The sequence below is a fragment of the Streptomyces sp. CLV115 genome (genome assembly GCF_038448545.1).
Classification (GTDB): Bacteria; Actinomycetota; Actinomycetes; order Streptomycetales; family Streptomycetaceae; genus Streptomyces; species Streptomyces sanglieri.
The window spans coordinates 1-25,978 of the sequence record NZ_JBCEWQ010000130.1 but is presented as its reverse complement, the minus strand read 5'-3'; the positions used below and the strand labels follow the sequence as shown (position 1 = coordinate 25,978).

Genomic DNA, 25,978 nt, shown 5'->3' with positions numbered 1-25,978 from the left:
CCCCCCAACCCCCACGCACCGCAGTCGGCCGCCGATGCCAATTGGCCGCCTCCGCCCCCGCCCGCCGTGCCCGCGTACGCCTCCCACGGTGCGGGTGCCGGCGGCCCGGTCTGGGGCGAGCCTCAGCCGTACGCCCCCGAAGCGCCGCGCAGACGCGGCATGGGCGGCCTCGTGGCGGCGGTGGCGGCCGCGGCGCTGATCGCCGGCGGCATCGGCGGCGGCATCGGCTACTGGGCGGCCGATCGCAACGGCTCCGGCTCGACCACGGTCTCGGCGTCGGCCAACCCGCAGGACCTCAAGCGCGACCCCGGTACGGTCGCGGGCGTGGCGTCCAGGGCGCTGCCCAGCGTGGTCACCATCGACGCGCAGGGCGGCGACGGCGAGGGCGGCACGGGCACCGGCTTCGTGTACGACAAGGAAGGCCACATCCTCACCAACAACCACGTGGTGGCCTCCGCGGCGGACAGCGGTCAGCTCACGGCGACGTTCTCCAACGGCAAGAAGTACGGCGCCGAGGTGGTCGGCCGGGCGGAGGGCTACGACGTCGCCGTGCTGAAGCTGAAGAACCCGCCGTCGGGGCTCGCCCCGCTGTCCCTCGGCAACTCGGACCAGGTCGCGGTCGGTGATTCCACGATCGCGATCGGCGCCCCGTTCGGCCTGTCCAACACGGTCACCACGGGCATCATCAGCGCGAAGAACCGCCCGGTCGCCTCCGGTGACGGCTCCAGCGGCAGCAGCTCGTACATGAGCGCGCTGCAGACCGACGCCTCGATCAACCCGGGCAACTCCGGCGGCCCGCTGCTCGATGCGCGCGGTGCGGTCATCGGCATCAACTCCGCGATCCAGTCGACCGGCAGCAGCGTCGGTCAGACCCAGGCGGGCTCCATCGGCCTCGGCTTCGCGATCCCGATCAACCAGGCGACGAACGTCGCCCAGCAGCTGATCAAGACCGGTAAGCCGGTCTACCCGGTGATCGGTGCCACGGTCGCCATGGACGAGAAGTCCGGCGGCGCGATCATCTCCGACCGGGGGGTGGGCGGTACGGAGGCAGTGTCGAAGGACGGCCCCGCGGACCGGGCCGGCCTCAAGGCGGGCGATGTCATCACGAAGTTCAACGACACCCCGATCGACAGCGGCCCGACCCTGATCGGCGAGATCTGGACCCACAAGCCCGGCGACCGGGTGACGCTGACCTACACGCGCGACGGCAGGACGGACACGGCCGAGGTCACCCTCGGCGAGCGCAACGGCGACAGCTGACCGGGGGCGGCCCTGCGCCGCACCACCCTCCGGGGCGGCGGTCCGTCGGCCGTCGGCACCGGCAGCAGGTACCGGACGCCGGTACCTGCTGAGGCACGTACACCCGGATTCAATGAGCCGGTACGCTGTAGGCGCTCCGTCGCAGGTGGCCGGAGCAGGGGTGGGTTGCCCGAGCGGCCTAAGGGAACGGTCTTGAAAACCGTCGTGGCAGCGATGTCACCGTGGGTTCAAATCCCACACCCACCGCAGTGGTTGAGAGCCTCCGACCAGCAACATCGGTCGGAGGCTCTCCTGTTCCGGTGCGGCTGTCCACCGGGCCGGCCGGGTCGCCATCGGTGCTTCTGGTCCAGTCGGTTCACCCCGGTGGTGCTCCTGGGGTGCTTCTGGGCGCTTCCGAGGCGACTCCTGGAGGCCGTGTGCGGCCGTCGCCGAGTGATCGCCCGCCCGGGCCCGCAACCGAACCGGCCTCGGCCCGGCACCGGAGAGGCAGGCCTTGCACGGGAACCCGACCGGCGAGGGGTGCCTTGCACGGCAACCGGCACCGGCGAGACGTGCCTCGCAGGGCAGTTGGGCCTCGGTGCCTCGGCAAAACGTGACCTACGGGTCTGAAACCGGCCACGGACGGTTCCGGACGGAGTGCGGGAGTTCGCGGGCCGTGGGGGCCGGAGGACGTTTATCCGCGGGATGTTCGCTGATCAGGGGCGTAGTGGCGGTGGCGGGGGCAAACGATCGGGCGGCACGGGTGGTTACCAGCCAATTATGTGCCCGGCACTGGCCGAGAGTGAAGATTTTTGTCGCATGATGTGCCACCACACAGCGCTGCGTACTACTAGATTGTCAAAGCACCACGGGACTGATCATGGTCTGCCCGTCATCGTTCATCAGCTGTCATTTGGCAGCAAGTCACCACGTAGAACCCTGGTGAACACCATGTCCAGGCAGGCTTTCGGTCCGTTCCACCGCGCACGGCCGGGCTGACAGTGCTGGACGGTCGGGACGTTCGCAGTAGTACCTGACCTGATCCGGTTGTCCGGAGATCCCCACGTCCCCGGCCGAGAGTATGAGGCACGTTCTGTGAAGGTTCGTACGAGGCGGTCGGCCACCCTGCTCTCCGGGGGAGTGGCGGTGGTGCTGTTGCTGACGGGTTGCGGCTCCGAGGACCAGATCTGGCCGTTCGAGAGCAAGGACACGATGGTCGTCGGCATGTCCGACGACATCCTGGCGACCGATCCGGCCGCGGGGTACGACCCCGGCTCCTGGCTGTTGTTCAACAACGTCTTCCAGTCGCTGCTGAGTTTCCCGCCCGGGGGTTCCATCCCGGTGCCGGAGGCCGCCGAGGAGTGCGGCTTCTCCGACGGCAGCAGGACCTACACCTGCACGCTGCGCGACGGGCTGAAGTTCAGCAACGGCAACAGCCTCACCTCGGCGGACGTCAAGTACTCCTTCGACCGGGCGATCAAGATCAACGACCCGGCGGGCCCCGCACCGCTGCTGTCCACCATCTCGTCGATCAGGACCCCGGACGACAAGACCGTCATATTCCGCCTCAAGGTGCCGGACGCGACATTCCCGAGCAAGATCGCATCGGGTGCCGGCTCCATCGTGGACCGCCGGGTCTACCCCAAGGACAGTCTGCTCGAAGGCGGCAAGACGGTCGGTTCCGGTCCTTACAAGCTGGACTCCATAGACAAGTCGAAAGCCGTCTTCTCGGTCTATTCCGGCTATCACGGAACCGCCGAGGTGAAGAACTCCGGCGTGACGATGAAGCTCTTCCAGGGGAACCAGCAGGCGCTCAAGACGGCTCTGGAGAAGGACGAGGTCGACATCGCGTATCGCGGCCTCACCGCCAAGACGATCGCCGCGCTCGACACTTCGCCCTCCGCGGAGAAGGACGGCCTCGACGTCGTCCAGGGCAGCAGCGCGGAAGTCCAGCACATGGTCTTCAACGTCAAGGACCCGGTGGTCGGCAAGCTCGCCGTACGCAAGGCCATCGCCTATCTCGTGGACCGTTACGCCCTGGTCAGCGAGGTCTACCAGTCCACGGCGACACCGCTCTACTCGATCGTCCCGGTCGGCGTCACCGGACACGGCAACTCCTTCTTCAACACGTACGGCGACAGCCCGCAGCCGCAGAAGGCGAAGGACATCCTGAGGGAGTCCGGCATCACCGACAAGGTGAAGCTCACCCTCTGGTCCACGCCGAGCCGTTACGGACCGGCCACCGACGACGAACTGCAGACCATCGCCGATCAGCTGAACAAGAGCGGGCTGTTCGAGGCCGGGATGAAGTCCGTCCCGTTCGACCAGTACGAAAAGGGCATCGCGGACGGAAAGTTCGGCATCTACGTCAAGGGCTGGGTGCCCGACTATCCCGACCCCGACAACTTCACCCAGCCGTTCTTCGGCGACGGAAATGTCCTGTCGAACAATTACGAGAACAGCGACATAACCAAGCGGATCATCCCGCAGACCTCGTCCATGACCGACCGCGCGAGCACCCGGTCGTCGTTCATCAAGCTCCAGGACATCGTGGCGCGTCAGCTGCCGCTCCTGCCGCTCTGGCAGGGGAAGCAGTACGCGGTCGCCAACGAGAACGTCCGGGGCCTGCAGAACTGTCTGGACACGTCCACCGTCTTCCGGTTCTGGGAGCTCAGCACCGCGCCCTGATGCCGGATCGGGCGGGCCGGCACCGGATCGGGCGGGCCGGCACCGAACAGTACGGGCCGGCACCGAACAGGGCGGGTCAGTACCCGAACAGGCGGGCCGCGGACGCGATCGTGGCGCGGGCCTCGCGTTCGGTGAGGCCGGTACGGACGGCGGCCCGGGTGAGGGCGTCCGCCAGGGCGTCGCCGTACCCGTCCTCGTAGGCGCGGCAGGCCGCCCAGAAGAGCCGTGTGTTGCGCCGGCCCTCGCGTGCCGCGAGGACGAAGCGGACCAGCCCCCGCCCCCGGTCCGGGTCCTCCGTGCTGTGCCGACGGCGCGCCGGGGGTGTGAGCAGGCGCAGCAGCGCGCGGGGGCAGGGCGCCGGAGGCAGCCCGGCGGTGCCGGGGGCGAGCCGGTAGCGGCCGTGCCGGGTGACCGAGCCGGGGCCCACCAGATAGCCGCCGGTGCCCCGGATGTCGATGCCGGGGGCGAGGCGGCTCGCGGAGTTCGGTACGGGGACGCCGGGCGGGCCGGTCAGCCAGAGGTGCCGTCCGCCGCTCGGGGTGAGGACCGTGACGGTCGGCGGGATCGTGAACAGGTGGTGCAGGGCCAGCCGGCGCAGCGATACGGCGGAGTCGCCGTTGCCCGTGGGGTCGACGTCCAGGTCGATGCCGATGAGGTGGTGCGGCGGCCGGCCGCAGGCGATGCCGTAGCCGGTGGCCCAGGGAGCGGCGGCGAAGAGGGCCCGTACGGCCACGGGGTCCGTGGTGGCGTCGTGGACGCCGTGCCCGGGAAGGCCGCACGCGCCCCGGCAGGGCGGCCGGCGGTCGTCGTTCCGGTGCGGGGAGGGCAGCGCGGGGAGCTTGCGGGCGGTCAGCGGGATGACGGGGAGCCCGCGCTCGGCGGCGGAGAGCGCATGGGCGAGGGCCAGGGTGGCGGTCTGCCGGTCGGTGATGGCCATGACTCTATTTTCGTTCAGGTGTTCGAAAAGAGGAAGGGGGCGTGGCTGCGGCGGGGCGGCCGCCGAAACGCTCCTTCTCCTGGGGGGTGCGGGGCCGGGTGTCCCGGCGGCCGCCCCTTGGTGCCCCGGCGGGGCGCAGGCGGTGGTGAGCTGGGGTTTTTGGGGCGCACAAGGGTTTATCGGCGCTTCCTCACGCCTGCGGGGGAATCGGGCCGCATGGGTGGTTCGCCGGGGATCCGGTGGGCAACTCTGGTGTCGCGACGTCGTGACCAACACCGGGGCGGTCGGCCAACCGCCTCGGAAGAAGCCGTACTTCCGTTCATGGAGGAATTGACATGGCAAGCATCCGTACCGCTCGTGCCCTCGCCGCTGTTGCCGCCCTGCCCCTTGCCGCAGCGCTCTTCGGCGGTGTGGCCCAGGCCGACAGCGGCTCGTTCGCGAACGACGGATCGAACGCGGCCGTCGCGACGGTCGTCGGCAGCGGTGTCGGCGGCAACAACTCCGGCAACTCGTCCACGTCCCAGCAGCAGGCCGTCGGCGCCGGGGCGTCGAACCAGAGCAATTCCGCGCAGGTGAACGGCTCCGGATTCACCGTGGTCGACCAGGACAACGACAACGTCGCGGTGAACTTCACCAACCTCTGGTGAGCCGTGGCCGGTCACGGGCCGGTCGGGGGGCCGGGTCAGGGCCGGCAGGGCATGCGGCGGTCCGCGTGAGGGTGCTCCGGCACCTTCGCGCGGGCCGTTCCGCGTTGTGCGGCAGAGGCGGGCCAGGGACGTCGGTGACCTTGACAGCGGACATGGATCTGACGGACAGTCAGAAACCCTGATCCGTGAGCCCCGTGTCCGGGAGGCAGCCCGCCGTGCACCTCGCCCAGACGGAACGCCAGCAGCAGCTGCGCGCCGAACTACGCACGTACTTCCGCGAGGTGATGCCCGGGAGGGACGCCGGCACCGCCCCGGGGGCCGAGGACCCGGACGGGCAGCGGCGGGTGCTGCGCAGGATCGGCGCCGACGGGATGCTCGGACTGGGCTGGCCGGTCGAGTACGGCGGCCAGGGGCGCGGCGCCGACGAGCAGTTCGTCTTCTTCGACGAGGCGTACCGGGCGGGGGCGCCCGTCTCGATGGTCACCCTCAACACCGTCGGCCCGACGCTGATGAAGTACGGGACCGATGAGCAGAAGGCGTACTTCCTGCCCAGGATCCTCAGCGGCGACCTCGTCTTCGCCATCGGCTACAGCGAGCCGGAGGCCGGTACGGACCTCGCCTCGATGCGCACCAGGGCGGTGCGGGACCGCGGTGACACCGTCGGCCCCGACGGCGGCCACTGGGTGATCGACGGGCAGAAGATCTTCACCAGCAACGCCCAGAACGCGGACTGGATCTGGCTCGCCTGCCGTACGGATCCCGAAGCGCCCAAGCATCAGGGCATCTCGATCGTCCTCGTCCCGACCGACTCCCCCGGCTTCTCCTGGACGCCGATCGAGACGGTGGGCGGGCTCACCACGACGGCCACCTACTACGACGGGATCCGGGTGCCCGCCACCAACCTGGTGGGTCCGGAGCACGGCGGCTGGGGGCTCATCACCAACCAGCTGAACCATGAGCGGGTGGCCCTCGCCGCGATCGGGATGCAGGCCGAGGACTTCTACCGGGCGGCCCTCGCCCACGCCCGTACCCCCGACCCCGTGACGGGCGGGCGCCCGGCCGACGAGCCGTGGGTACGCGGCCGGCTGGCCGAGGCGTACGCCCGGCTCGCGGCGACGCGCCTGCTCAACTGGCGTCTGGTGGGCGAGGTCGGGGCGGGTTCACCGGCCCCGGGCGAGGCGAGCGGCGTGAAGTTCGCGGGGACCGAGAGCGCCGTCGAGGTGTACCGGATGTGCCAGGAGATCACCGGCGAGGCGGGCATGGTGCGGGGCGGTTCGCCCGGCGCCTTCGGGGACGGGGAGCTGGAGCGGATGAACCGGGCGGCGCAGATCAACACCTTCGGGGGCGGGGTGAGCGAGGTGCAGCGGGAGATCGTCGCGACGATGCGGCTCGGCATGAAGCGGGCCCGGCGGTGACGGCCGGGACGGCGGCGTCCGGGGGCCCGGACGAGCTGTACGGGCGGCTCAAGGAGTTCGAGGGCCGGCCGGCCGCGACCGCGGGCACCGGCAAGGACCCGGTCAACGAACCGATGATCAGGCACTGGTGCGAGGCGATGGGCGACACCGACCCCGCGTACCGAGGTCCGGACGCGATCGCTCCGCCGACGATGCTCCAGGCGTGGACGATGGGCGGGCTGTCGGGGCACACCGACCGCTCCGCCGCGTACGAGGAACTCTTCGGCCTGCTCGACAAAGCGGGATACACCTCGGTGGTCGCGACCGACTGCGAGCAGGAGTACCTGCGGCCGCTGCGGCCCGGGGACCTGATCACCTTCGACGCGGTCATCGAATCGGTCTCGGAACGCAAGACCACCAAGCTCGGTACGGGCTATTTCGTCACCACGCGCATGGACGTCCGGACGGACGGCGAACCCGCCGGGACGCACCGCTTCCGGATCCTCAAGTACACCCCGGCGGCGAAGCGGGCGGCCCGCGGCGGCGGCCGGAGAACGCGCCCGAGGCCGGTGGTCAACCGGGACAACGCCGGGTTCTGGCAGGGCGTCGCCGAGCACCGGCTGCTGATCCAGCGGTGCACCGGGTGCGGCACCCTGCGCTTCCCCTGGCTGCCCGGCTGCAACGCGTGCGGCGGCCAGGAGTGGGACACGGTCGGGGCGAGCGGCGAGGGCACCGTCTTCAGCCATGTGGTGATGCACCACCCGCCCTTCCCCGCCTTCGCCACCGACGGGGCGGGCGGACCGTACGCGGTGGCGCTGATCGAGCTGGCCGAAGGGGTGCGGATGGTCGCCAATGTCATCGGGGTGCCGTACGACAAGGTGCGGCCGGGAATGCCGGTGCGGCTGGAATTCCTGCGTACGGACCCCGATCTGGAGCTTCCGGTCTTCCGGGGAGGCGAGGGCTGAGATGGATTTCGCACCCACCGAGGAGCAGGGCGCGGCACAGGGGCTCGCGGCGCGGATCTTCGGCGATCTGTCGACCCCGGAGCGGCTGGCCGTGGCCGGCACGGGGACGGACGCCGAGCTGTGGAAGGAGCTCTGCGCTGCCGGGCTGACCGCGGCCGTCGAGGAGACCGGGCTGCTCGGCCTGGTGCTCCTGCTGGAGGAGCAGGGCCGCACGACGGCCCAGGTGCCGTTCGCGGCGAGCTGTGTGTACGGGCTGCTGGCGGTGGCCCGGCACGGCACGGACGAACAGCGGGAACGGCTGCTGCCCGCGCTGAGGGACGGCACGGCCGTCGCCACCGGGGCCTTCCCGGCACGCGGCGGGATCCGGGCGGACGGTAGGGACACCGACGGCACCGGGCGGCTGAGCGGCAGCGTGCCGTACGTGCCGTGGCTGCGGGACGCCGGCCTCGTCCTCGTACCGGACCGGGAGGCGCGGCTGTGGATCGTACGGACCGGTGATCCCGGTGTGCTGACCGAGCCGGTGGAGACCACGGCGCCCTGGTCGGCGGCGCGGCTCGTCCTGGACGGGGCGTCCGGGGAGCGGCTCGGCGGCGCCGGGGCGTACGAGGCGGTGCTGGCGGCGGCCCGTACGGCGTTCGCCGGACTGCAGGCCGGGGTGTGCGCCGGTTCACTGGCCCGCGCCGTCGCGCATGTGAACACCCGGGAGCAGTTCGGGCGCCCGCTCTCCACCAAGCAGGGGGTGCTGCTGCGCGCCGCCGACGCACACATGGACACCGAGGCGATCCGGGTCACCGCGTACGAGGCGGCCTGGCGGTACGACACGGGACTGCCGTACGGGCAGCAGGCACTGACCGCCGCCTGGTGGGCCTCGGAGGCCGGGAAACGGGTGGTGCACGCCGGGCAGCATCTGCACGGCGGCACGGGCGCGGACCTCGACCACCCGGTGCACCGCCACTTCCTCTGGGGGCGGCAGCTCGACGCCTATCTGGGCTGCGGCGGCGAAGTGCTTCAGGAACTCGGCGACTCGCTGGTGAAGGAGGGCACGGAGTGAAAGTGAGGGCCGGTGACGAGCTGGCGCCGCTGGAGATCGCGGTGACCCGCACCCTGATCGTGGCGGGCGCGATCGCCTCCCGCGACTACCAGGACGTGCACCACGACGCGGAGCTGGCCCGGGAGAAGGGATCCCCGGACATCTTCATGAACATCCTGACCACCAACGGCCTGGTCGGCAGGTACGTCACCGACCGGCTGGGCCCCTCGGCCGTGCTCCGCCGGGTCGCCATCAGGCTGGGCGCGCCCAACTACCCCGGGGACACCATGGTGCTGAGCGGCACGGTCACCGCCGTCGCGGACGACGGGACCGCCGAGGTGGCCGTCGTCGGCTCCAACGGCCTCGGCAGGCATGTCACCGGCACGGTGACCGTCGGCGTACCGCAGGGGGCGGCATGAGTGTGCGCAGGGCCGATTCGCTCGGCGGCAGGGCGGCGGTCGTGGGGATCGGCGCGACCGAGTTCTCCAAGGACTCCGGGCGCAGCGAGCTGAAGCTGGCCGTCGAGGCGGTGCGGGCCGCCCTCGACGACGCCGGGCTGACCCCCGCCGACGTGGACGGGCTCGTCACCTTCACCATGGACACCAGCCCGGAGATCACCGTCGCCCAGGCGGCCGGGATCGGTGAGCTGTCGTTCTTCTCCCGCATCCATTACGGCGGCGGGGCGGCCTGCGCCACCGTCCAGCAGGCGGCGATGGCCGTGGCGAGCGGGGTGGCCGACGTAGTGGTCTGCTACCGCGCGTTCAACGAGCGCTCGGGGCGCAGATTCGGCTCCGGCGTGCAGCAGCGTGAGCCCACCGCGGAAGGCGCGGCACTCGGCTGGAACCTGCCCTTCGGGCTGCTCACCCCGGCCTCCTGGGTCGCCATGGCCGCCCAGCGCTATCTGCACGCCCACGGGCTGACGCCGGACGTCTTCGGCCATGTCGCGGTGACCGACCGCCGCCATGCCGCCCGGAACCCGGCGGCGTACTTCTACGGGAAGCCGATCACCCTGGCCGACCACGCCGCGTCGCGGTGGATCGTCGAACCGCTGCGGCTGCTCGACTGCTGCCAGGAGACCGACGGCGGGCAGGCGATCGTCGTCACCAGCGCCGAACGGGCCCGGGACCTGCGGCGGCCGCCCGCCGTGATCACGGCGGCCGCGCAGGGGGCCGGCCGGGCGCAGGAGCAGATGACGAGCTTCTACCGCGACGACCTGACCGGCCTGCCGGAGATGGGAGTGGTCGCCCGGCAGCTCTGGCGCAGCTCGGGCCTGACCCCCTCCGACATCGACGTGGGGATCCTCTACGACCACTTCACCCCCTTCGTCCTGATGCAGCTGGAGGAGTTCGGCTTCTGCGCGCCGGGGGAGGCGGCCGGCTTCGTCGCGGCGGACGCGCTGCCGCTGAACACGCACGGGGGCCAGCTGGGGGAGGCGTATCTGCACGGCATGAACGGCATCGCGGAGGCGGTCCGGCAGATCCGCGGCTCGTCGGTGAACCAGGTGCCCGGGGCGGCCCGGACCCTGGTCACGGCGGGTACCGGCGTGCCCACCTCGGGGCTGATCCTCGGCACGGACGACTGACCGCGCCCCGGCCCCCGCGCGGCGTCCGCGGCATCGGGGGACGCCCCTGAGCCCGCCCCTGCAAGGTGTCCGCGGCGGGCGCGGGCTCAGGGGACGCCCCTGAGCCCCGGACACTACGACTCCACCTACAGGAGGTGGAGCAGGCACCACCCCTACACCCTGAGGCGGACGCGCTTTCGGGACCTGGGGCCGATCCCCCGGAGCAGTGCCCGCTTCTAGCGTGGAGCCATGACCACGCCAGTCTGCACGGGCAGCTCCGGGGGAGCCGCCGGCACCGGACACGCGCCGCACACGCCGTACCCGGTACACACGTCGCACACCTCGCACGCCGCCGGGCACGGCTCACACGGCCTGCAGGCACCGCACGCCCCGCGGGCCGCACGCGCCGCGTACGCCGCGCGGACGCCGTACGCCCCGTACGCCCCCTACCCATCGTTCTCCTCGTTCGTCCGCGCGAGAGGCCCCGTGCTGCTGCGGGCCGCGCGCTCGCTCACCGCCAATCCGAGCGATGCCGAGGACCTGCTGCAGACCGCGCTCACCAAGACGTACGTCGCCTGGGAGCGGATCGAGGACCACCGGGCGCTCGACGGCTATGTCCGCCGGGCCCTGCTGAACACCCGGACCTCGCAGTGGCGCAAACGCAAGGTCGACGAGTTCGCCTGCGACGAGCTGCCCGAGCAGGAGGCCGTCCCGGCCCCCGACCCGGCCGAACAGCAGTCGCTGCACGACGCGATGTGGCGGGCCGTGCTGAAGCTGCCGGACCGGCAGCGGGCGATGGTGGTCCTGCGCTACTACGAGGACCTGAGCGAAGCCCAGACGGCCGAGGTGCTCGGGGTCTCCGTCGGCACCGTGAAGAGCGCGGTCTCGCGGGCGCTCGGCAAGCTCAGGGAGGACCCGGAGCTGGCTCCGGTGCGCTGACCCGGGGATGGCGGCGCACCGGCGACCGCGCCGGATTTTGCCGAACGACACCGATTCGTACTCTCGGAGCTAGTGACATACCAAGCGGTATGTGGGCAGAATCAAGCCAATCTACTGCCGCGTAGCGCCCACCGGGAGGACGCCGTGCTGAGCACCATGCAGGACGTACCGCTGACTGTCACCCGCATCCTGAACCATGGGATGACCATTCACGGGAAGGCACAGGTCACGACCTGGACCGGCGAACCCGAGCCGCAGCGGCGCAGCTTCGCCGAGATAGGCCGGCGCGCGACGCGGCTCGCGAACGCGCTGCGCGACGAGCTCGGTGTGGTCGCGGACCAGCGGGTGAGCACCCTCATGTGGAACAACGCCGAGCATGTCGAGGCGTATCTCGCGGTCCCCTCGATGGGTGCGGTGCTCCACACGCTCAACCTCCGGCTCCCGGCCGAGCAGCTGGTCTGGATCGTCGCCCACGCCGACGACAAGGTCGTCATCGTCAACGGCTCCCTGCTGCCGATGCTCGCGCCGCTCCTCCCCCAGCTGCCCTCGATCGAGCACGTGGTCGTCACGGGCCCCGGCGACCGCTCGCTCCTGGCCGGGGCGGCGCCGCGGGTGCACGACTACGAGGAGCTGATCGCCGGCCGCCCCACCCACTACGACTGGCCCGAGCTGGACGAACGCCAGGCCGCCGTCATGTGCTACACCTCCGGCACCACCGGCGAACCCAAGGGCGTCGTCTACTCCCACCGCTCCATCTACCTGCACTCCATGCAGGTCAACATGGCCGAATCGATGTCCCTGACCGACCACGACACCACGCTGGTGGTCGTCCCTCAGTTCCATGTGAACGCCTGGGGGCTGCCGCACGCGGCGTTCATGTCCGGCGTCAGCATGCTCATGCCGGACCGGTTCCTGCAGCCCGCCCCGCTCGCCGAGATGATCGAGCGCGTGCGGCCGACCCACGCCGCCGCCGTCCCCACCATCTGGCAGGCACTGCTCGCCGAGGTCACCGCCAACCCGCGCGACCTCAGCTCCATGGCCCGCGTCATCATCGGCGGCGCCGCCTGTCCGCCCTCCCTCATGGCGGCCTACGACAAGCTCGGCGTCCGCCTCTGCCATGCCTGGGGCATGACGGAGACCTCGCCGCTCGGCACCATCGCCCAGCCGCCCGCCGGACTGACCGAGGAGGAGAGCTGGCCCTACCGCACCACCCAGGGCCGCTTCTCGGCCGGAGTGGAGGCACGGCTGGTCGGCCCCGGCGGCGAGCACCTGCCGTGGGACAACGAGTCGGCCGGTGAGCTGGAGGTGCGCGGCCCCTGGATCGCCGGGTCCTACTACGGAGGCAGGGACGGCGAGACCCTGCGCCCCGAGGACAAGTTCAGTGAGGACGGCTGGCTGAAGACCGGTGATGTCGGTGTGATCAGCGAGGACGGCTTCCTCACGCTCACCGACCGGGCCAAGGACGTCATCAAGTCCGGCGGCGAATGGATCTCCAGCGTCGCACTGGAGAACGTTTTGATGGGGCACCCGGACGTGGCCGAGGCGGCGGTCGTCGCCGTCCCGGACGAGAAGTGGGGCGAGCGCCCGCTGGCGACCGTGGTCCTCAGGGACGGCGCGAGCGCCGACTACGAGTCGCTGAAGGACTTCCTCGCCACGTCCGGCATCGCCAAGTGGCAGCTGCCGGAGCGCTGGACGGTCATCGCGGCCGTGCCGAAGACCAGCGTCGGCAAGTTCGACAAGAAGGTGATCCGCAGGCAGTACGCGGAGGGCGAGCTGGACATCACCCGGCTCTGAGCCGAGGGCCGCGGACCTGACGAGGGCGGTACGGGAGCCTCCCGTACCGCCCTCGTCAGCCACCGGTGTCTCAGTTCGTACCGATCTTCGCCAGCAGGTCGACGATGCGTGCCTGGACCTCTTCGCTCGTGGACCGCTCGGCCAGGAAGAGCACGGTCTCGCCCGAGCTGAGCTTCGGCAGCTTTGGCCCGTGCATGTCGGCGGAGGTGTAGACGACCAGCGGGGTCCGGTTCAACTGACCGTTGGCGCGCAGCCAGTCGACGATGCCGGCCCGGCGGCGGCGCACCTGCATCAGGTCCATCACCACGAGGTTGGGCCGCATCCGGGTGGCGAGCGACACCGCCTCGCTGTCCGTGGCGGCCCGCGCCACCTGCATGCCCCGGCGCTCCAGGGTCTCCGTCAGCGCCAGCGCGATCTCCTCGTGCTCCTCGATCAGCAGCACCCGGGGCGGATGCTGTTCGCTGTCGCGCGGGGCGAGCGCCTTGAGGAGCACGGCGGGGTCGGCGCCGTACGCCGCCTCCCGCGAGGCCTGCCCCAGGCCCGCGGTCACCAGAACCGGGACCTCGGCCGCCACCGCCGCCTGACGCAGCGACTGGAGGGCCTTGCGGGTGATCGGACCGGTCAGCGGATCGACGAACAGCGCGGCGGGGAACGCCGCGATCTGGGCGTCGACCTCCTCGCGCGAGTGCACGATCACCGGCCGGTAGCCGCGGTCGCTCAGCGCCTGCTGGGTGGAGACATCGGGCGCGGGCCAGACGAGCAGCCGGCGCGGGTTGTCCAGCGGCTCCGGGGGCAGCTCGTCGTCGACGGGCTGCGGCAAGGGGCGGTTGGCGACCTCGACCGCGCCGCCGGGACCGTCCAGCGGCTCCGGCCCCTCGGCGCCCTCGTCGGGCGCCCCTATCGCGTACGAACGCCCCTCGGCCTCCGGCGCGGAACGCAACGGGCCCTGCGCGGGGACGGACGGGGCCGACGCCGACGCGGCGGCCTGCGGGGTGCGCTCGCCCTCGGGCGGCGCGGCGAGCTTGCGGCGCCGTCCGGCACCGCCGAGCGTCTGGTTCTGCTGGTGCGCGATGTGCTGGGCGAACGGCACACCCTGCCCGAGCGTCCGCACACTGAACGCGCGCCCCTGCGTCGAGTCCGACGACCCGCCGGGCATCGGAGCCTCCGCGGGCAGCGGCTGACTACGCGCGTCCGCCAGGGGCGCGATGCTCCGCGCAGGTCCTTCCGCGCTCTCCGGGCCCTCCGCGCTCTCCGCCGGGTCTGCCGCGGCGGTCGCGACCGCCGCGGTGCCCGTGGCGTGCGTGGTCTGCCCGGCCGCGAGCGGCTCCGCGCCCTCGGCGGGCAGGTCTTCGGCCTGCTGCGGGACCTCGGGGTGGCGGGCCCGGCGACGGCCGGTCGGGACGGGATGAGGCTGGGGCGGGGTGTGGTCGTCGCCCGGCGCGACGCGCACGGAGTCGTGGCCACCCGGCAGCGAGGCGTCGGCGTCCGCGGCCGGGGCCGCCGGGGACCGGTCGGCATCCGCGGGCGGCAGCGCGAACGCGGTACGGGGCCCTGCGGACTCGGCCTGGGCGGCCCGCTCCTGGGTGGCCGCCAGCGCCCGCCGGGCCCGCCGCCCGGACGGCTGGGACGCCTGCGCCGGTACCGGCGAGGCGCCGGCCGGGCCGGAATCCGGGGCCTGGGCCGGTGCAGGAACCTGAGCCGCGTCCGGATCCGAGGCGGAGGCGGGCAGCGCCAGCTGGTTCTGCCCCTGGTTCCGGCTCTCGGCACCCTGACGCGCGCGGTGTCCGCCCGCAGGCACCGGCACGCCCTGCGGCGGCACGGTCGGGCCGAGCTGCGGCCGGCCGCCGCCGCCCTGCGCGCCCTCCGCCGCCGTCACCACGGAACCTTCGGACGGCGCGGACGGGTCGGCCGGTGCCGAGGCCGCAGGAAGCGCCAACGCCTGCCCGGCACCCTGCTCGAACGGCTCGGGAGACCCGGGAGATTCGGCGGCCTGAGCCCCCCCGGGCTCCGGCTGCCCCGCACCGGTCTCGGCCGGGCTCGGCCGGCCCCGCCTGCGCCCCGAACCCTCGCTGCGCGCGCTCTCCGCGATCTGGGCCGCGTCCGGCACCACGGGCTCACGGCGCGCCCGCCGCCGCCCGGTCGGTTCGGCCGCCGCCGTGTCGCCGTCGGCCCCGGAACCGCCCACCGGGCTCTCCAGGAACGCGTCCGTGGACGCCCGCCGCGCGCGTCGCCGCCCGCCGCCCGGCTGCTGCCCGGTCTCCGGCCCGCCCGGGCCGGCCACCGGTTCGGCCTCCGGCTCCGGCGCGGGCGCCGTCATCGTCCCCGCGCCGGCCCCCAACGGCACTTCGAGCACATACGCGCTGCCGCTCATCCCCGGCACCTCGTGCGTCTGGAGCACACCGCCGTGCGCCCGCACGATCCCGCGCACGATCGGCTCGTGCACCGGGTCTCCCCCGGCGAACGGTCCGCGCACCTCGATCCGTACGACCTCACCGCGCTGCGCCGCCGCGACGACGACCGTGGAGTCGACGTACCCGCCGCCGGGCACCACCCGGGCCTTGCCGGTGGAGTCGACCCCGGCCACATCCGCGACCAGGTGGGCGAGCGCGGTCACCAGCCGGGCCGCGTCCACCTCGGCCTCGATCGGCGGCGCGTGCACGGCGAACTGGGCGCGCCCGGGACCGATCAGCTCGACGGAGGCGTCGATACCGGCCGTCACGACCGAGTCGAGCAGCACATTCGTCTTGACCAGCTTCTCGGAGCCGGCGTCCAGGCGCTGATAGCCGAGGACGTTGTCGACGAGGGTGGTCATCCGGGCGTAGCCCGCGGCCAGATGATGCAGGATCTGGTTGGCCTCGGGCCACAACTGCCCCGCCGGGTCGGCGGCGAGCGTCGAGAGTTCGCCGCGCAGCTCCTCCAGCGGGCCGCGCAGCGATTCGCCGAGCACGGCGGTGAGCTGGGTGTGCCGGTCGGTCAGCGCGGTCAGCCGGTCGGCCTGCGCCTCCAGCTCGGCCGCGTACCGCTCGGTCCGGTCGGCCAGCTCCGAGCTGTGCCGCTCCGTCAGCTCGGCGACCTCGGCGGTGTGGCTGTCGGTCAGTTCGGCGAGCTCGGCCCGGTGCTGCGCGCCGAGCTCCTCGTACGGCCTGCGGTCGGTGAACGTCATGACGGCGCCGACCAGCTGGTCGCCGTCCCGGACCGGCGCGGTGGTCAGATCGACCGGCACCTGTGCGCCGCTCTTGGACCACAGGACCTGGCCGCGCACCCGGTGCTTGCGCCCGGACCTGAGGGTGTCGGCGAGCGGCGACTCCTCGTACGGGAACGGCTCGCCCTCCGCCCGCGAGTGCAGGATCAGCGGATGCAGCTCCTGGCCGCCCAGGTCGCTGGCGCGGAAGCCGAGGATCTGCGCGGCGGCGGGGTTGACCAGGACGACCCGGCCGTCGGTGTCCGTGCCGACGACACCCTCGGCCGCGGCCCGCAGGATCATCTCGGTCTGCCGCTGCGAACGGGCCAGTTCGGCCTCGGTGTCCACGGTGCCCGACAGGTCCCGCACGACGAGCATCAGCAGTTCGTCGCCCGTGTAGCCGCCGCTGTAGGTGCTCTGGAAGTCGTTGTACGCGGCCTGCCCGTCCTCCAGGCTGGCGCTGGTGACCTCGACCGGGTACTCGGTGCCGTCGGTGCGCCGGGCGGTCATCCGGGTCGGCTTCGTACGGCTGCGGTCGCCGGAGATGTCGGCCCGGCGCATCGAGCCCGGGATCAGCTTGGAGTCGAACTCCGGCAGCAGGTCCAGCAGCCCGCGCCCGACGAGCGCGGTGCCCGGCGTCTCGAACATTTCCAGCGCGATGGTGTTGGCGTTGACGACCGTGCCGTTGCAGTTGACGAGCAGCAGCCCGTCGGGGAGTGCATCGAGTATGGCTGCGAGGCGAGCAGCGCCTCGGGATGGCCTGCTGCTCACGACGACGCTTCCTCCCTGGTTACCGCACCTTGCCGACAGCGGGCCCCATCTTGCCCCTCGGGCCGCGGGCTGTCACTGGAGGAGTCTAAAGGCAGCGAAGGGGCGAGGGGCTGCGGATGAGGGGGAGCTCTCACCAAGGTTCTGTGCATACGGTGTACGACTCCGCCCCGTCTTTGCCTCGTCATGTGTCGTCGACGCGCCCGGCCGGGGCGCGATCCCCTGCTCACGGGGTATGCCCGGTCCGCGGGACGCAGCCCGGTCACCGGGCCCCGGGCCGGGCCGGTCACCGGACGTTGGGGAGCACCGGGATCAGATTGTTCCAGCGGGAGATCTCGCAGCCGTTGGTCCGGCCGAAGGACGAGTCGATGTGCCGCCCCCGCCAGGTCCCGGTGACCCGGGCGGTGGCCGGCCCCCCGGACTGCAGGGTGCACAGCGTGTCCGCGGGCACCGGGGCGAACGGGTCCTTGCCCCCGTCCGCCGACTCGTCCAGCCGGCCGCACGCCTGCTCCGCCACCGGGTGACTGCCGCCCGCCGGCGCGCACCGCAGCTCGAAGCTCCCCTCGGCCGCGGAGTCCTCCGTACCCGAGACGGTGATCGTCAGCCGGGTGCGGGCGTCGTCCTGGAGCACGGGCAGCGGCAGGGGCAGCGGGAGGGGGCCGGTGGCCGCGGCCGGGGCGACGGCGGACAGCGCGGCGAGGGAGGCGACGGCGGTGAGGGCGAGGCGGCGCAACATTGCGGGCTCCTGTGCTCGTGCACTGCGGCGGAAGTGCCGGTGCGGACGGACGGAAGGACAGGAGGCGGCGCCTCCGACATCACTAACGCTCCGCACGCCACGGCGTTGCGCAATCGCAGGCGCTTTGCCCTCGTGCCCGACTGCCTAGTACCGTAGGCATCGATTGGTGACGCACCGCTCAGTTGTGTCATCATCTGCACACACCACTCGCGCTCGCGCGGGGTGTGCATGGAGGCGTCGCCTAGTCCGGTCTATGGCGCCGCACTGCTAATGCGGTTTGGGTCTTAAAGCCCATCGAGGGTTCAAATCCCTCCGCCTCCGCTCTCCGACCAGGGAGTTCAGCCGATTTCGGCTGAACTCCCTGAGTCGTTTCCGGAGCCGTTGCGGCGACCGGCGGCAGCCCCCGGCTACTTCCGGGTGGCGCAGGGGTCGCAGCAGGAGGGGGCCGGCTCGACGCAGATGGTGACGGCGTCGGTGTTGTTCCCGGTGTCGGGATCCTTTTCGTTGGCGGTGGCCGTGGCGGTGTTCACGACGGATCCGGTCCGGGTGGCCTTGGCCCGCAGCACGAGGGTGGCCCCGGAGCCGTCTGCCAGGATGCCCACGGCCCACCGCCCGGTGGCCGGGTCGTAGCTCCCGGGGCCGTCGGCGGACAGGAGGACGAGACCGTCCGGGAGCCGGTCGGTGACGGTGACGCCGGTGGCCCGGTTCGGGCCGGCGTTGTGGACGGTGACGCGGTAGGTCACGGTCTGGCCGACGGTGACGGTGGTCGCGTCGGCTGCCTTGACCACGGCCAGGTCGGCGGCCGGATTGACCTGTGTGACCTGCTCGTTGGAGGTGGCCGTCAGCGGCTCCGGGGTGTCGCCGAGGAGGTTCTCGTAGGAGGCGGTGGCGGTGTTCCTGAGCTGCCGGCCGCCGGCCGCCCGGTCGATGGTGACCCGGTACTCGGCGGTGGATCCCCCGGGCAGGGTCTCGGTATTGGGCAGGCTGCCGCCTGCCGCGGTGGCGGTGTTGCCGAGGGCGAAGACGACCTTGTCGCCCTCGGCGTCGTAGTACGCCTGGTCGTCGTCCCGCGCGTCGGTCTTCGGCCCGGCGTTCGGACCGTCGACGATGCGCAGGGAACCGGGCAGATACGTCGTGCCCGGCGGGATGACGTCGGTCAGAACGAGGTTCTCGGCCGCGCCGCCGCCCTCGTTCCTGGCGTTGACGCGGTAGGTGATGACGTCGCCCACCTCCAGCGGCCCCGTGGGAGCGGCGGTCTTGGTGAGCACCACGTAGGGGGCGGTGCCGAAGAAGATGCCGTCCAGGAAGTTGCCGATGCTCTGGTTGCCGCCGGCGGCGGAGACCGACCGGAAGGCGAACCGCGTCCGTGTCTGCCCGTCCGGAACGATGTAGGTGCCGGTGTAGTGGCCCCAGGCGGTGGTGCCGTCGGTGAAGCGTCTCTGCTGGACCGTGGCGCCCGGCGCGCCGATGTCCAGGGCCATGGTGTCGTCCCCCTGGCGACCACGGTGGTACAGCCGCCAGTACAGCTTCGTGCCGGGTGTGGTGGGCAGGTCCTGGTAGAGCGTGGAGACCTGATTGGCGTTGAGCTCGGCGAACTGGGTGCCGTCGGCCGCCGGTACTCCGTTGAAGCCCGTGCGCCACAGCTCGATCCTGTGGTCGGTGGCGGTGGTGAGCCAGCCCGGGACCCGCTTGGGCGCCTGTGTCTGCGAGGAGTCCGGCAGGATCTCCACACCGGAGACGACGGGTTGTTCGAAACTGCCGTTGGCCAGGGTGACCCGGAGCGGAGCAGGAGGTGTGGACACGGTTCTTCCCCTCAAGTCGTCGCTGCTGGAACGCACCGCCCTCCGGCCGCACGACTGCGCGCCGCGACCGGGCCGGTGCACCCAGTAGCGCAATGCATCCGGGTGATCGCGTAAAGCGAAGGACGGGACGGTTCGGCCAACCCCGCGCGGCAGGTTTGCGGACCCCGCTCGCGGCCGGCTCCCGCCGCTCCGCTCACCGCGCCGCCACCACCGCGTCACGTCCGTCGCACCCGCCACGCGATTCCCTGCCGCCCGCCCCGTCATGGCCGGAAGCCCGCGCTGCGCCCGGTGCGCCCATCCCTGTTCGGGGTGAATCGGTCACCGACGGAGTTGACGCTTCCGGAGCTACGGCGGCGACCGCGTGAACGTCCGTGGAGAGGGGCGCCGCCGACACGTGCCCCGGCGCCCGGTCCGCCGGCGCGCGACCACCGGCCACATGCGGACCCACCTCGTCCGCCGCCCGCTGCGCGGGGATGCGGCGCCCCGCTCGCGCAACCGCCGATCACGGTGTTTCCGCAGGCCAGGGCAGGTGGGGCTAATGGATTTCGCGCTACGGCGCAGGTCATGTAATGTTGTTCTCGCAACGCCGACCGGGGAGAAAAAAACCGGGAAGCACAAGCACTCGTAGCTTAACGGATAGAGCATCTGACTACGGATCAGAAGGTTGCAGGTTCGAATCCTGCCGAGTGCACAGCAGGCCAGAGGCCCCCAGGAGAAATCCCGGGGGCCTCTGCCGTTGCCCGTACAGCAGCGAAGTACAGCAACCGTGTCAGCCGGTGCCACCCATTGCGTCGGACAGCTTGCCGATCGCGTTGCGTACTTCTTCCTCGCTCGCCTCGGCGTAGACCTCCATCGTCATTGCGATCTGTGAATGGCGGAGGATGCGCTGTGCCACCTTCGGATGGACCTTGAGCGCGACCAGGAGTGAACTGCACGTGTGCCGCGTGTTCCGCAGCGGGATCACTCGGAGGCCGGCGCGACGGGCGCGGAGGGCGAACATCCGGGTGAGGTTTCCCGGCTCGATCGGGGTGCCGTACTTGGTCGTGAAGACCAGGCCGTGAGCGTCCTGCCAGAGGTCGCCCGCGGCCTTCCGATCCCCGATCTGCTGAGCACGGCGCATCCGAAGCGCCTTGAGGCAGAGCGCCGGCAGCGGCAGAAAGTCGTCGGAGTCCTCCGTCTTGGTCTCACGGTGGAGGATCTGTCGCCCAGCCCGCTGGATCTGGTGATCCACGTACAGTTCACCGGTCTCGAAGTCGATGGACTTCCACGTCAGCCCCAGCACCTCACCCCGCCGCAGGCCAAGCGTCAGCACGAGGACCCAGGCCGCGAAGAGGTGGTCATCACGAGCAGCTGCATCAGCGAGGAAGTGGCCGGCCTCTGTGACGGACCAGGGCTTGATTCGGCGGCGGCGCGGCTTGGGCACCTTCACCAGTGAGGCGACGTTCTTGCCGATCTCCTCTTCCGCTACCGCATGGGTCAGCGCAGCCCGCAGAGCATCCCTGGACGCTTGGATCACCCGGCGGGACGGGTACGACTCGCAGCAGTCCCCGACCGCGCAACACTTCCGACGAGTAGTTGTTCTCTTGGCGTCCTTGCCCTGTGCACAGCACTGGCAGACAGTTCCCAACTTGGTTAGCCACTCGCGCACATCCCGCACAGTTAGCTTGTCCAGGCGCTTCGCACCGAGGTACGGGGTGATGTAGAGCCGCACATAGCCCTCGTACGAGACGTACGACAGTGGGGCGAGGTTGGGCTTCACGATTGAGTCGAGCCAGTACGTCAGGAAGGCAGTGAGGGTCCGGTGCCGAGTGGCCACGGGACCTTTCTTCGCTTCGGCGTGAAGCTTGATCCACTTGTCGTGGACCTCGTCGCGGGTCTTGCCGTAGGCGTACTTCCTGGCCCGCTTGCCTTCCGGCTTGGTGACCCAGGCGTAGGCCGCGTAGCCGTTCTTGTACGGGTAGATGGACCCTTCGCCGTTACCGCGCTTGCCAGTCATGCCGCCCGCCCTTCAGCATTGGCGGCGACGCTCTGGATGTACTCGTCCACCCAGACCGGAAGGATGCGGCGGTTGCGGCCGACCTTGACCGAGCGGATCTCTCCGGTGAGCACGAGCATCTTCGTCTTGGAGAGCCCGAAGCCGAGCATCTCCGCCACCTCGGCAGTGGTGTGCCACTTCCGCTCGATCACGGTGGTAGCCATCAGCATTCCTCCCCTTCCAGGGCTTGCAGTTCGGCGCGGTGTTCGCGGGCGGTGTCGCGGTTGTGTTGGATGTCGCGGTGGATGTTGGCGGCGAGCCAGGATTCGCCGGGGGTGTGGCCGTGGCCGGCATAGGTCCAGTGGGCGAGGGTGAGGGTGGTTGCCTCGGGGTGGTCGTCCGGGTCGGGCAGGCCGAGGGCGGCGCGCTGCTGCTGAGCGCGGTAGTCGGCGCGGACCTGCCGGAGGGCTCCGAGGGTGGTGGAGTAGGCGCGGGATTTGGTGGAGAAGTGACCGCGGAAACCGAGCATGTGGGCCCAGTCGCGGAGCTTGCGGTCCGGGTACGCGTGGTGGAGGTCCAAGCACGCTTCGATCAGCCGCCGGGGGTGGTCCGGGACGTCGAGGAGGATCAGGGCTTCCTTGTTGCCGATGCGGTGGTCGACGGTGCCGGTGGTCTCGGCGGCTTTGGTGGCGTACTTGGCGACGTAGGAGGCGACGGCCTGTTCGGTGAGGTCTTCTCCGTTACCGAAGGCCTTGATGGGCTGGACGTCGAGTTGTGTGCCCCAGCGCAGCACCCACCCGGTGGGGAAGCCGGCTTCCTCGTTCGCGGGGATGCTGAGCTCGACTCGGTTGGCGGCGGCGCGGATCGAGTCTTCGAGGAGGTCGAGGGTGGCCCAGGCCGGGGGCGGGGAATCCGGGCCGTCGGGTCCGTCGAAGCGGATCACGGCGTGGAAGTGGACCGCTCCGCGCTTTTGGTACTCGGCGACCTTGCCGAAGGAGAGGCGGGATTGTTCGCGGGCGGCTCTCTGAGTGAGGCCGGCACGCTTGGCGATTTCGCGGCGGAGGTAGATCGTGAAGTAGCGCCACAGGTCGGAGGCGTGGTTGTTCCAGAGCACGGCGCCGGCGTAGTCGTACGTGTTCGGGTCGAGGGCGGTGCCGAGTTCGGGGGCGTTGTCGGGATGCGAGGTGCCGCAGCGGCAGGGTCGGTTTCCGGGGCGGTTGTGGACGGGGCCGAAGGACGGGGCGGTGAGGGTGGCGAAGACCCGCGGGTGGTGCCGGATGGTGTGCGGAGTGCCCTTGGCCGGGTCGCCGGTGAGTCCTGCGCGGATGAGGTGGTAGGTGTCGCCGGCGTAGGTCCAGGCGCAGGCGGGGCAGCGGGAGGCACGGCGGTTGCCGCAGGCGATCCGTAACCGGCCGCCGGGTTCGGTGTCGGTCGTGTAGTGGTGCAGGAGGGTGCCGGTTGCCCGGTCGGTGGTCTTGGTGGCGCCGGTGAGGTGGATGGGCTGTGCGCATCCTCCGGTGCGGCGGATCTGTTCTTCCCAGCGGTCGAAGGCAGTGGAGCCGGCCACCCTCAGCACATCGGTGAGGGTGGTCGGGTCCAGGCCCGCCGCGGTGGCGGTGTCGGTCATACGAGCACCTCTTGGCGGCAGGTGAGGAACGCTGTCCCGATCCACTGGGTGTAGGCCGGGGGGATCGCCTCGGTGAGTTCTTCGCGGACGTCGGTCCAGGTGATGCCCATGGCCTGCTGCATCTCGGGGACGGTGGCTTTGCCGCCGCCGTTGCCGTACGGGGCGACGTAGGGACCTTCCCGGTAGATGCCGTGACGGTGGCCGCGCACGTAGCCCCGGTGACGCGGGTGGGCCGGTTGCACGGTGGCCCAGCGGCCGAGCTCGAAGTTGCGGTGTCGCAGCACGCCGAGGCCGAACATCTCCCCGCACAGGGTGAGGTCCTTACGGATCGCGGCGCGGCCGTTGGGCTGCTCGATCACATACGGCAGGCCGGAGGTGTCGAGGAGTTCGCGCGTGGGCCCGACGAGGTCGACGTGTTCGCCGCCCCATCCCCGGGAGGCGTTGGTACCGACCGTGAGGGTGTTCTTGGCCTGGCAGGGCGGGGAGACGTGCACGAGCGTGTACCGGGAGATGTCGCCGGTGGCGATCAGGTGGGCCAGGTATTCGAGGGCGTCACCGTGGTGGTAGGCGAAGGGATAGTTCGGACGCTCGGTCATGTCGCAGCCGTCGGCCTCGAACCCCGCCCGGTGGTAGCCCATGGCGGCGCCGCCGGCGCAGGAGAACAGGTCGAGGACGCGCAGCCCGGTGCGCGGGGTGGCGGTCACTGGTCGTTCTCCTGCGGGGTGTGGGCGTCGATCCACTCTTCGGCGCAGACCTTGTGGACGGGCTTGCCGCGGTCGGAGCGCAGCGGGGTGGGCTTGTCGCACAGGACACAGGGCTTGTCGCCGGTGGGGTCGAAGTGCTTCTTGTCGCTCCAGTCGAGGAGGGCCACGGCGATCACGCCCCGACGCGGGTGTAGGCGCGGGCGGGGGTGGTGTGGCCGGTGCTGTGGCAGGCGGGGCAGTCGGCGGTGATGGTGCGGCGCTCACCGGTGGGGGTGGTCTGGCCGGTGGTGATGGCGACGGTGGGGAAGCCGTCGCAGTGGGCGCAGATCGGCCGGGGCAGGGTTTGCTGGGGCATGATGGGGTTCCCTTTCGGGTCTGTTGGATCTGGAGGGTGTTGAGGTGCCCGGGGCGGCGGAAACTTGGCCGTTGAGGCCGCCCCGGGGGCTGTTAAGGGCGCGGGGTGTTGTTGCGCCGGCCGCGTCCCTTGACCGCGTACATCGCGGAGTCGGCGGCGGACAGTGCGTCGGTGAGGGTGCGTACGGGCAGGTCGGCCAGGTGGCAGATACCGACCGAGGCAGCAACCGGGATGGACAGTCCGCGGTAGGTGACCGGGCGGTGCAGCGCATCGTGCAGTGCAGCAGTGCCGGGGGTGTGGGCCGGGTCGGTGATGATGGCGGCGAACTCGTCGCCCCCGAGGCGGGCCGTGATGCCGTGCCCGGACGTCCAGGCTGCGAGCCGTGCGGCGGTGGCCGTGATGACCGCGTCGCCGGCGGGGTGGCCGTGGGTGTCGTTGATGGCCTTGAAGTCGTCCAGGTCGACGAGCAGGGCCAGGGCTCGGGGCGAGCGGGTGGCGATGCGTTCGGCGCGGGTGGTCCATCCGGCTCGGGTGTGCAGGCCGGTGAGCGGGTCACGTCGAGCCGTGGACAGGCGGTGGGCGAGCAGACTGCCGTGCAGAGCCCAGCCGAACGCGGGTAAGGCCGCAGCAATGATGGGCAGGTCCATGACAATCACTTGTCCTTGTGTGTGCTGCTGAGCAGGGAACGCAGGACGACGGCGCAGATCGCGACGGACACGGCGGTGACGGCGACCGCGAGGAGCATCGAGACCAGGACCGCGCCGACGACGAGGACCACGGCGGTCCCGCCGGCGACCGTGGCGATCAGGGCGCCGGGGGTGAGCTGCACGCCGGGCCGGGAAGCCGGCACGGGCGCCGGGACCGGGGCGTGGGCGGGGGTGTGGTTGCAGTCGCAGGCCGGCAGGTGGGCCAGGGCGGTGAGCGGCTGGACAAGGGACGTGTCCGCGGTGGGGGCGGTGTCCGGGGCCGGGTACTTCGGGTTGAACATGTCTCGCTCCTTTCAGGGGTTGCAGCGGTGGGTGCGGGCGGCGAGTTCGGCGGCGGAGCGGTTGGTGTAGTCGGCGGAGAAGTTGCAACGGGGGGCGGTGCAGGCGGCGGTGTGCTTGGTGCGGCCACGGCCGTCGTAGTGGGTGCCGACCTGGACGGGGCCGATGCGGATCACGTCGGTGAAGCGGTTCGGGCGCGCCATGGCGATCAGTCCTCCTGGCCGGCGAAGTCGTCGGCGTGGTCGCTGAGCCACTGACGGATTTCGGGGTGTTCGTCGTCGGTGGCCTGGTTGATCGCGGCCTCTCCCAGCTTCATGCCGTCAACGAGCCGGTTGTTGCGGGTGAGTTCGGCGGAGCGTTCGAGTGCGGCGCGGGTGGACGGTCGCATGTGAGGTCTCCTGTCAGGCGAGTTGGGCGGTGATGGCGTCGGCGAGCGGGCCGGGGACGCCGAGGCGGGCACGCAGGGTGCCGGGGTCGATCCGGTTGCCGGTCGTGGCGTGATGGCTGTCCGCGATCTTCCGGGCGTGGTCGAGCAGGGCCGGGGGAACAGCCATGGCCGGAGCCGGAGCCGGGGCCACTGCCGGGACCGGGGCAGGCTCGGGAACGGGCGGGAGTTCGGGGGAGGGGTCGGGCTCAGGCGCCCGTTCCAC

24 protein-coding genes, 3 tRNA genes and 1 pseudogene are annotated in these 25,978 nt (G+C 71.4%); 13 read left to right on the top strand and 15 right to left on the bottom strand.

The window, feature by feature from the left end:
• From AADR41_RS31955 to AADR41_RS31945, 3 genes are all read left to right on the top strand, one after another.
• On the top strand, positions 1-1,260 hold a 1,260-nt coding region (locus AADR41_RS31955), incomplete at its 5' end, for a S1C family serine protease (protein WP_342285130.1).
• A 159-nt stretch (positions 1,261-1,419) separates the two neighbouring features.
• Positions 1,420-1,506, top strand: a tRNA-Ser gene (locus AADR41_RS31950).
• A gap of 828 nt (positions 1,507-2,334) precedes the next feature.
• Complete coding sequence (locus AADR41_RS31945; protein ID WP_342285128.1) at positions 2,335-3,927, top strand: ABC transporter substrate-binding protein; 1,593 nt, start codon at positions 2,335-2,337, stop codon at positions 3,925-3,927.
• A 76-nt stretch (positions 3,928-4,003) separates the two neighbouring features.
• On the opposite strand, the gene AADR41_RS31940 is transcribed toward AADR41_RS31945, so the two are convergent.
• The gene (locus AADR41_RS31940) at positions 4,004-4,864 is read right to left on the bottom strand and encodes a bifunctional DNA primase/polymerase (RefSeq protein ID WP_342285126.1); all 861 of its coding nucleotides are present in this window, start codon (positions 4,862-4,864) and stop codon (positions 4,004-4,006) included.
• A gap of 335 nt (positions 4,865-5,199) precedes the next feature.
• Here AADR41_RS31940 and AADR41_RS31935 point away from each other — a divergent pair, with 335 nt between their 5' ends.
• The 8 genes from AADR41_RS31935 (at position 5,200) to AADR41_RS31900 (ending at position 13,194) form a co-directional block, all read left to right on the top strand.
• Positions 5,200-5,511: a hypothetical protein gene (locus AADR41_RS31935; RefSeq protein WP_124719964.1), complete on the top strand. Its 312-nt coding sequence runs from the start codon at positions 5,200-5,202 to the stop codon at positions 5,509-5,511.
• A gap of 215 nt (positions 5,512-5,726) precedes the next feature.
• The gene (locus AADR41_RS31930; protein ID WP_342285136.1) at positions 5,727-6,926 is read left to right on the top strand and encodes an acyl-CoA dehydrogenase family protein; all 1,200 of its coding nucleotides are present in this window, start codon (positions 5,727-5,729) and stop codon (positions 6,924-6,926) included.
• Positions 6,923-7,870: a bifunctional MaoC family dehydratase N-terminal/OB-fold nucleic acid binding domain-containing protein gene (locus tag AADR41_RS31925; RefSeq protein WP_342285123.1), complete on the top strand. Its 948-nt coding sequence runs from the start codon at positions 6,923-6,925 to the stop codon at positions 7,868-7,870. Before AADR41_RS31930 ends, AADR41_RS31925 begins: the two co-directional genes overlap by 4 nt.
• A 1-nt stretch (position 7,871) precedes the next feature.
• Entirely contained in the window at positions 7,872-8,921 is a 1,050-nt protein-coding gene (locus AADR41_RS31920; protein ID WP_342285121.1) for an acyl-CoA dehydrogenase family protein, read from the top strand.
• Between the two features lie 2 nt (positions 8,922-8,923).
• Positions 8,924-9,319, top strand: coding sequence for a MaoC family dehydratase (locus AADR41_RS31915; RefSeq protein ID WP_342285134.1), 396 nt, complete (start codon positions 8,924-8,926; stop codon positions 9,317-9,319).
• A complete protein-coding gene (locus AADR41_RS31910; RefSeq protein ID WP_342285120.1) occupies positions 9,316-10,482 on the top strand; it encodes a lipid-transfer protein in 1,167 nt (388 codons plus the stop codon). Before AADR41_RS31915 ends, AADR41_RS31910 begins: the two co-directional genes overlap by 4 nt.
• A 228-nt stretch (positions 10,483-10,710) precedes the next feature.
• Entirely contained in the window at positions 10,711-11,400 is a 690-nt protein-coding gene (locus AADR41_RS31905) for a SigE family RNA polymerase sigma factor (protein WP_342285118.1), read from the top strand.
• Positions 11,401-11,544: 144 nt separating this feature from the next.
• A complete protein-coding gene (locus tag AADR41_RS31900) occupies positions 11,545-13,194 on the top strand; it encodes a long-chain fatty acid--CoA ligase (protein WP_342285117.1) in 1,650 nt (549 codons plus the stop codon).
• A gap of 70 nt (positions 13,195-13,264) precedes the next feature.
• Here AADR41_RS31900 and AADR41_RS31895 read toward each other — a convergent pair whose 3' ends face one another.
• The gene (locus AADR41_RS31895) at positions 13,265-17,146 is read right to left on the bottom strand and encodes a response regulator (protein ID WP_342285116.1); all 3,882 of its coding nucleotides are present in this window, start codon (positions 17,144-17,146) and stop codon (positions 13,265-13,267) included.
• 283 nt (positions 17,147-17,429) lie between these two features.
• On the bottom strand, positions 17,430-17,879 hold the full coding sequence (locus AADR41_RS31890; protein WP_342285115.1) for an SSI family serine proteinase inhibitor: 450 nt from the start codon (positions 17,877-17,879) through the stop codon (positions 17,430-17,432).
• A gap of 230 nt (positions 17,880-18,109) precedes the next feature.
• Between AADR41_RS31890 and AADR41_RS31885 the strand changes: the two genes are divergently transcribed.
• Positions 18,110-18,200: transfer RNA gene (locus AADR41_RS31885), tRNA-Ser, on the top strand.
• A gap of 86 nt (positions 18,201-18,286) precedes the next feature.
• Here the strand turns inward: AADR41_RS31885 and AADR41_RS31880 are convergent.
• Positions 18,287-19,681 (bottom strand): DUF7507 domain-containing protein, encoded by a 1,395-nt coding sequence (locus tag AADR41_RS31880; protein ID WP_342285113.1) that lies wholly within the window; start codon positions 19,679-19,681, stop codon positions 18,287-18,289.
• Between the two features lie 618 nt (positions 19,682-20,299).
• On the opposite strand from AADR41_RS31880, the gene AADR41_RS31875 reads away from it, so the two are divergent.
• Positions 20,300-20,372, top strand: a tRNA-Arg gene (locus AADR41_RS31875).
• 78 nt (positions 20,373-20,450) lie between these two features.
• On the opposite strand, the gene AADR41_RS31870 is transcribed toward AADR41_RS31875, so the two are convergent.
• The 11 genes and pseudogenes from AADR41_RS31870 to AADR41_RS31820 all read right to left on the bottom strand — a co-directional run.
• Positions 20,451-21,677 (bottom strand): site-specific integrase, encoded by a 1,227-nt coding sequence (locus AADR41_RS31870; RefSeq protein ID WP_342285112.1) that lies wholly within the window; start codon positions 21,675-21,677, stop codon positions 20,451-20,453.
• Positions 21,674-21,880, bottom strand: a complete 207-nt coding sequence (locus AADR41_RS31865; RefSeq protein ID WP_329869931.1) for an excisionase family DNA-binding protein — start codon at positions 21,878-21,880, stop codon at positions 21,674-21,676. The genes AADR41_RS31870 and AADR41_RS31865 overlap by 4 nt, the downstream gene beginning before the upstream one ends.
• Positions 21,880-23,283 (bottom strand): replication initiator protein RepSA, encoded by a 1,404-nt coding sequence (repSA, locus tag AADR41_RS31860; protein ID WP_342285111.1) that lies wholly within the window; start codon positions 23,281-23,283, stop codon positions 21,880-21,882. The genes AADR41_RS31865 and repSA overlap by 1 nt, the downstream gene beginning before the upstream one ends.
• A complete protein-coding gene (locus tag AADR41_RS31855; protein WP_342285132.1) occupies positions 23,280-23,921 on the bottom strand; it encodes a DNA methylase in 642 nt (213 codons plus the stop codon). The genes repSA and AADR41_RS31855 overlap by 4 nt, the downstream gene beginning before the upstream one ends.
• A gap of 62 nt (positions 23,922-23,983) precedes the next feature.
• Positions 23,984-24,163 (bottom strand): hypothetical protein, encoded by a 180-nt coding sequence (locus AADR41_RS31850; protein ID WP_342285138.1) that lies wholly within the window; start codon positions 24,161-24,163, stop codon positions 23,984-23,986.
• The gene (locus AADR41_RS31845; protein ID WP_342285110.1) at positions 24,160-24,342 is read right to left on the bottom strand and encodes a hypothetical protein; all 183 of its coding nucleotides are present in this window, start codon (positions 24,340-24,342) and stop codon (positions 24,160-24,162) included. Before AADR41_RS31845 ends, AADR41_RS31850 begins: the two co-directional genes overlap by 4 nt.
• 92 nt (positions 24,343-24,434) lie before the next feature.
• Complete coding sequence (locus AADR41_RS31840) at positions 24,435-24,989, bottom strand: GGDEF domain-containing protein (RefSeq protein WP_342285108.1); 555 nt, start codon at positions 24,987-24,989, stop codon at positions 24,435-24,437.
• A gap of 5 nt (positions 24,990-24,994) precedes the next feature.
• A complete protein-coding gene (locus AADR41_RS31835) occupies positions 24,995-25,330 on the bottom strand; it encodes a SpdD protein (RefSeq protein WP_342285107.1) in 336 nt (111 codons plus the stop codon).
• A 12-nt stretch (positions 25,331-25,342) separates the two neighbouring features.
• A complete protein-coding gene (locus AADR41_RS31830; RefSeq protein ID WP_329869942.1) occupies positions 25,343-25,531 on the bottom strand; it encodes a mobile element transfer protein in 189 nt (62 codons plus the stop codon).
• A gap of 5 nt (positions 25,532-25,536) precedes the next feature.
• Positions 25,537-25,716, bottom strand: coding sequence for a hypothetical protein (locus AADR41_RS31825; protein ID WP_342285105.1), 180 nt, complete (start codon positions 25,714-25,716; stop codon positions 25,537-25,539).
• Between the two features lie 13 nt (positions 25,717-25,729).
• Positions 25,730-25,978, bottom strand: a pseudogene (locus tag AADR41_RS31820) (DUF2637 domain-containing protein); the annotation flags it as partial.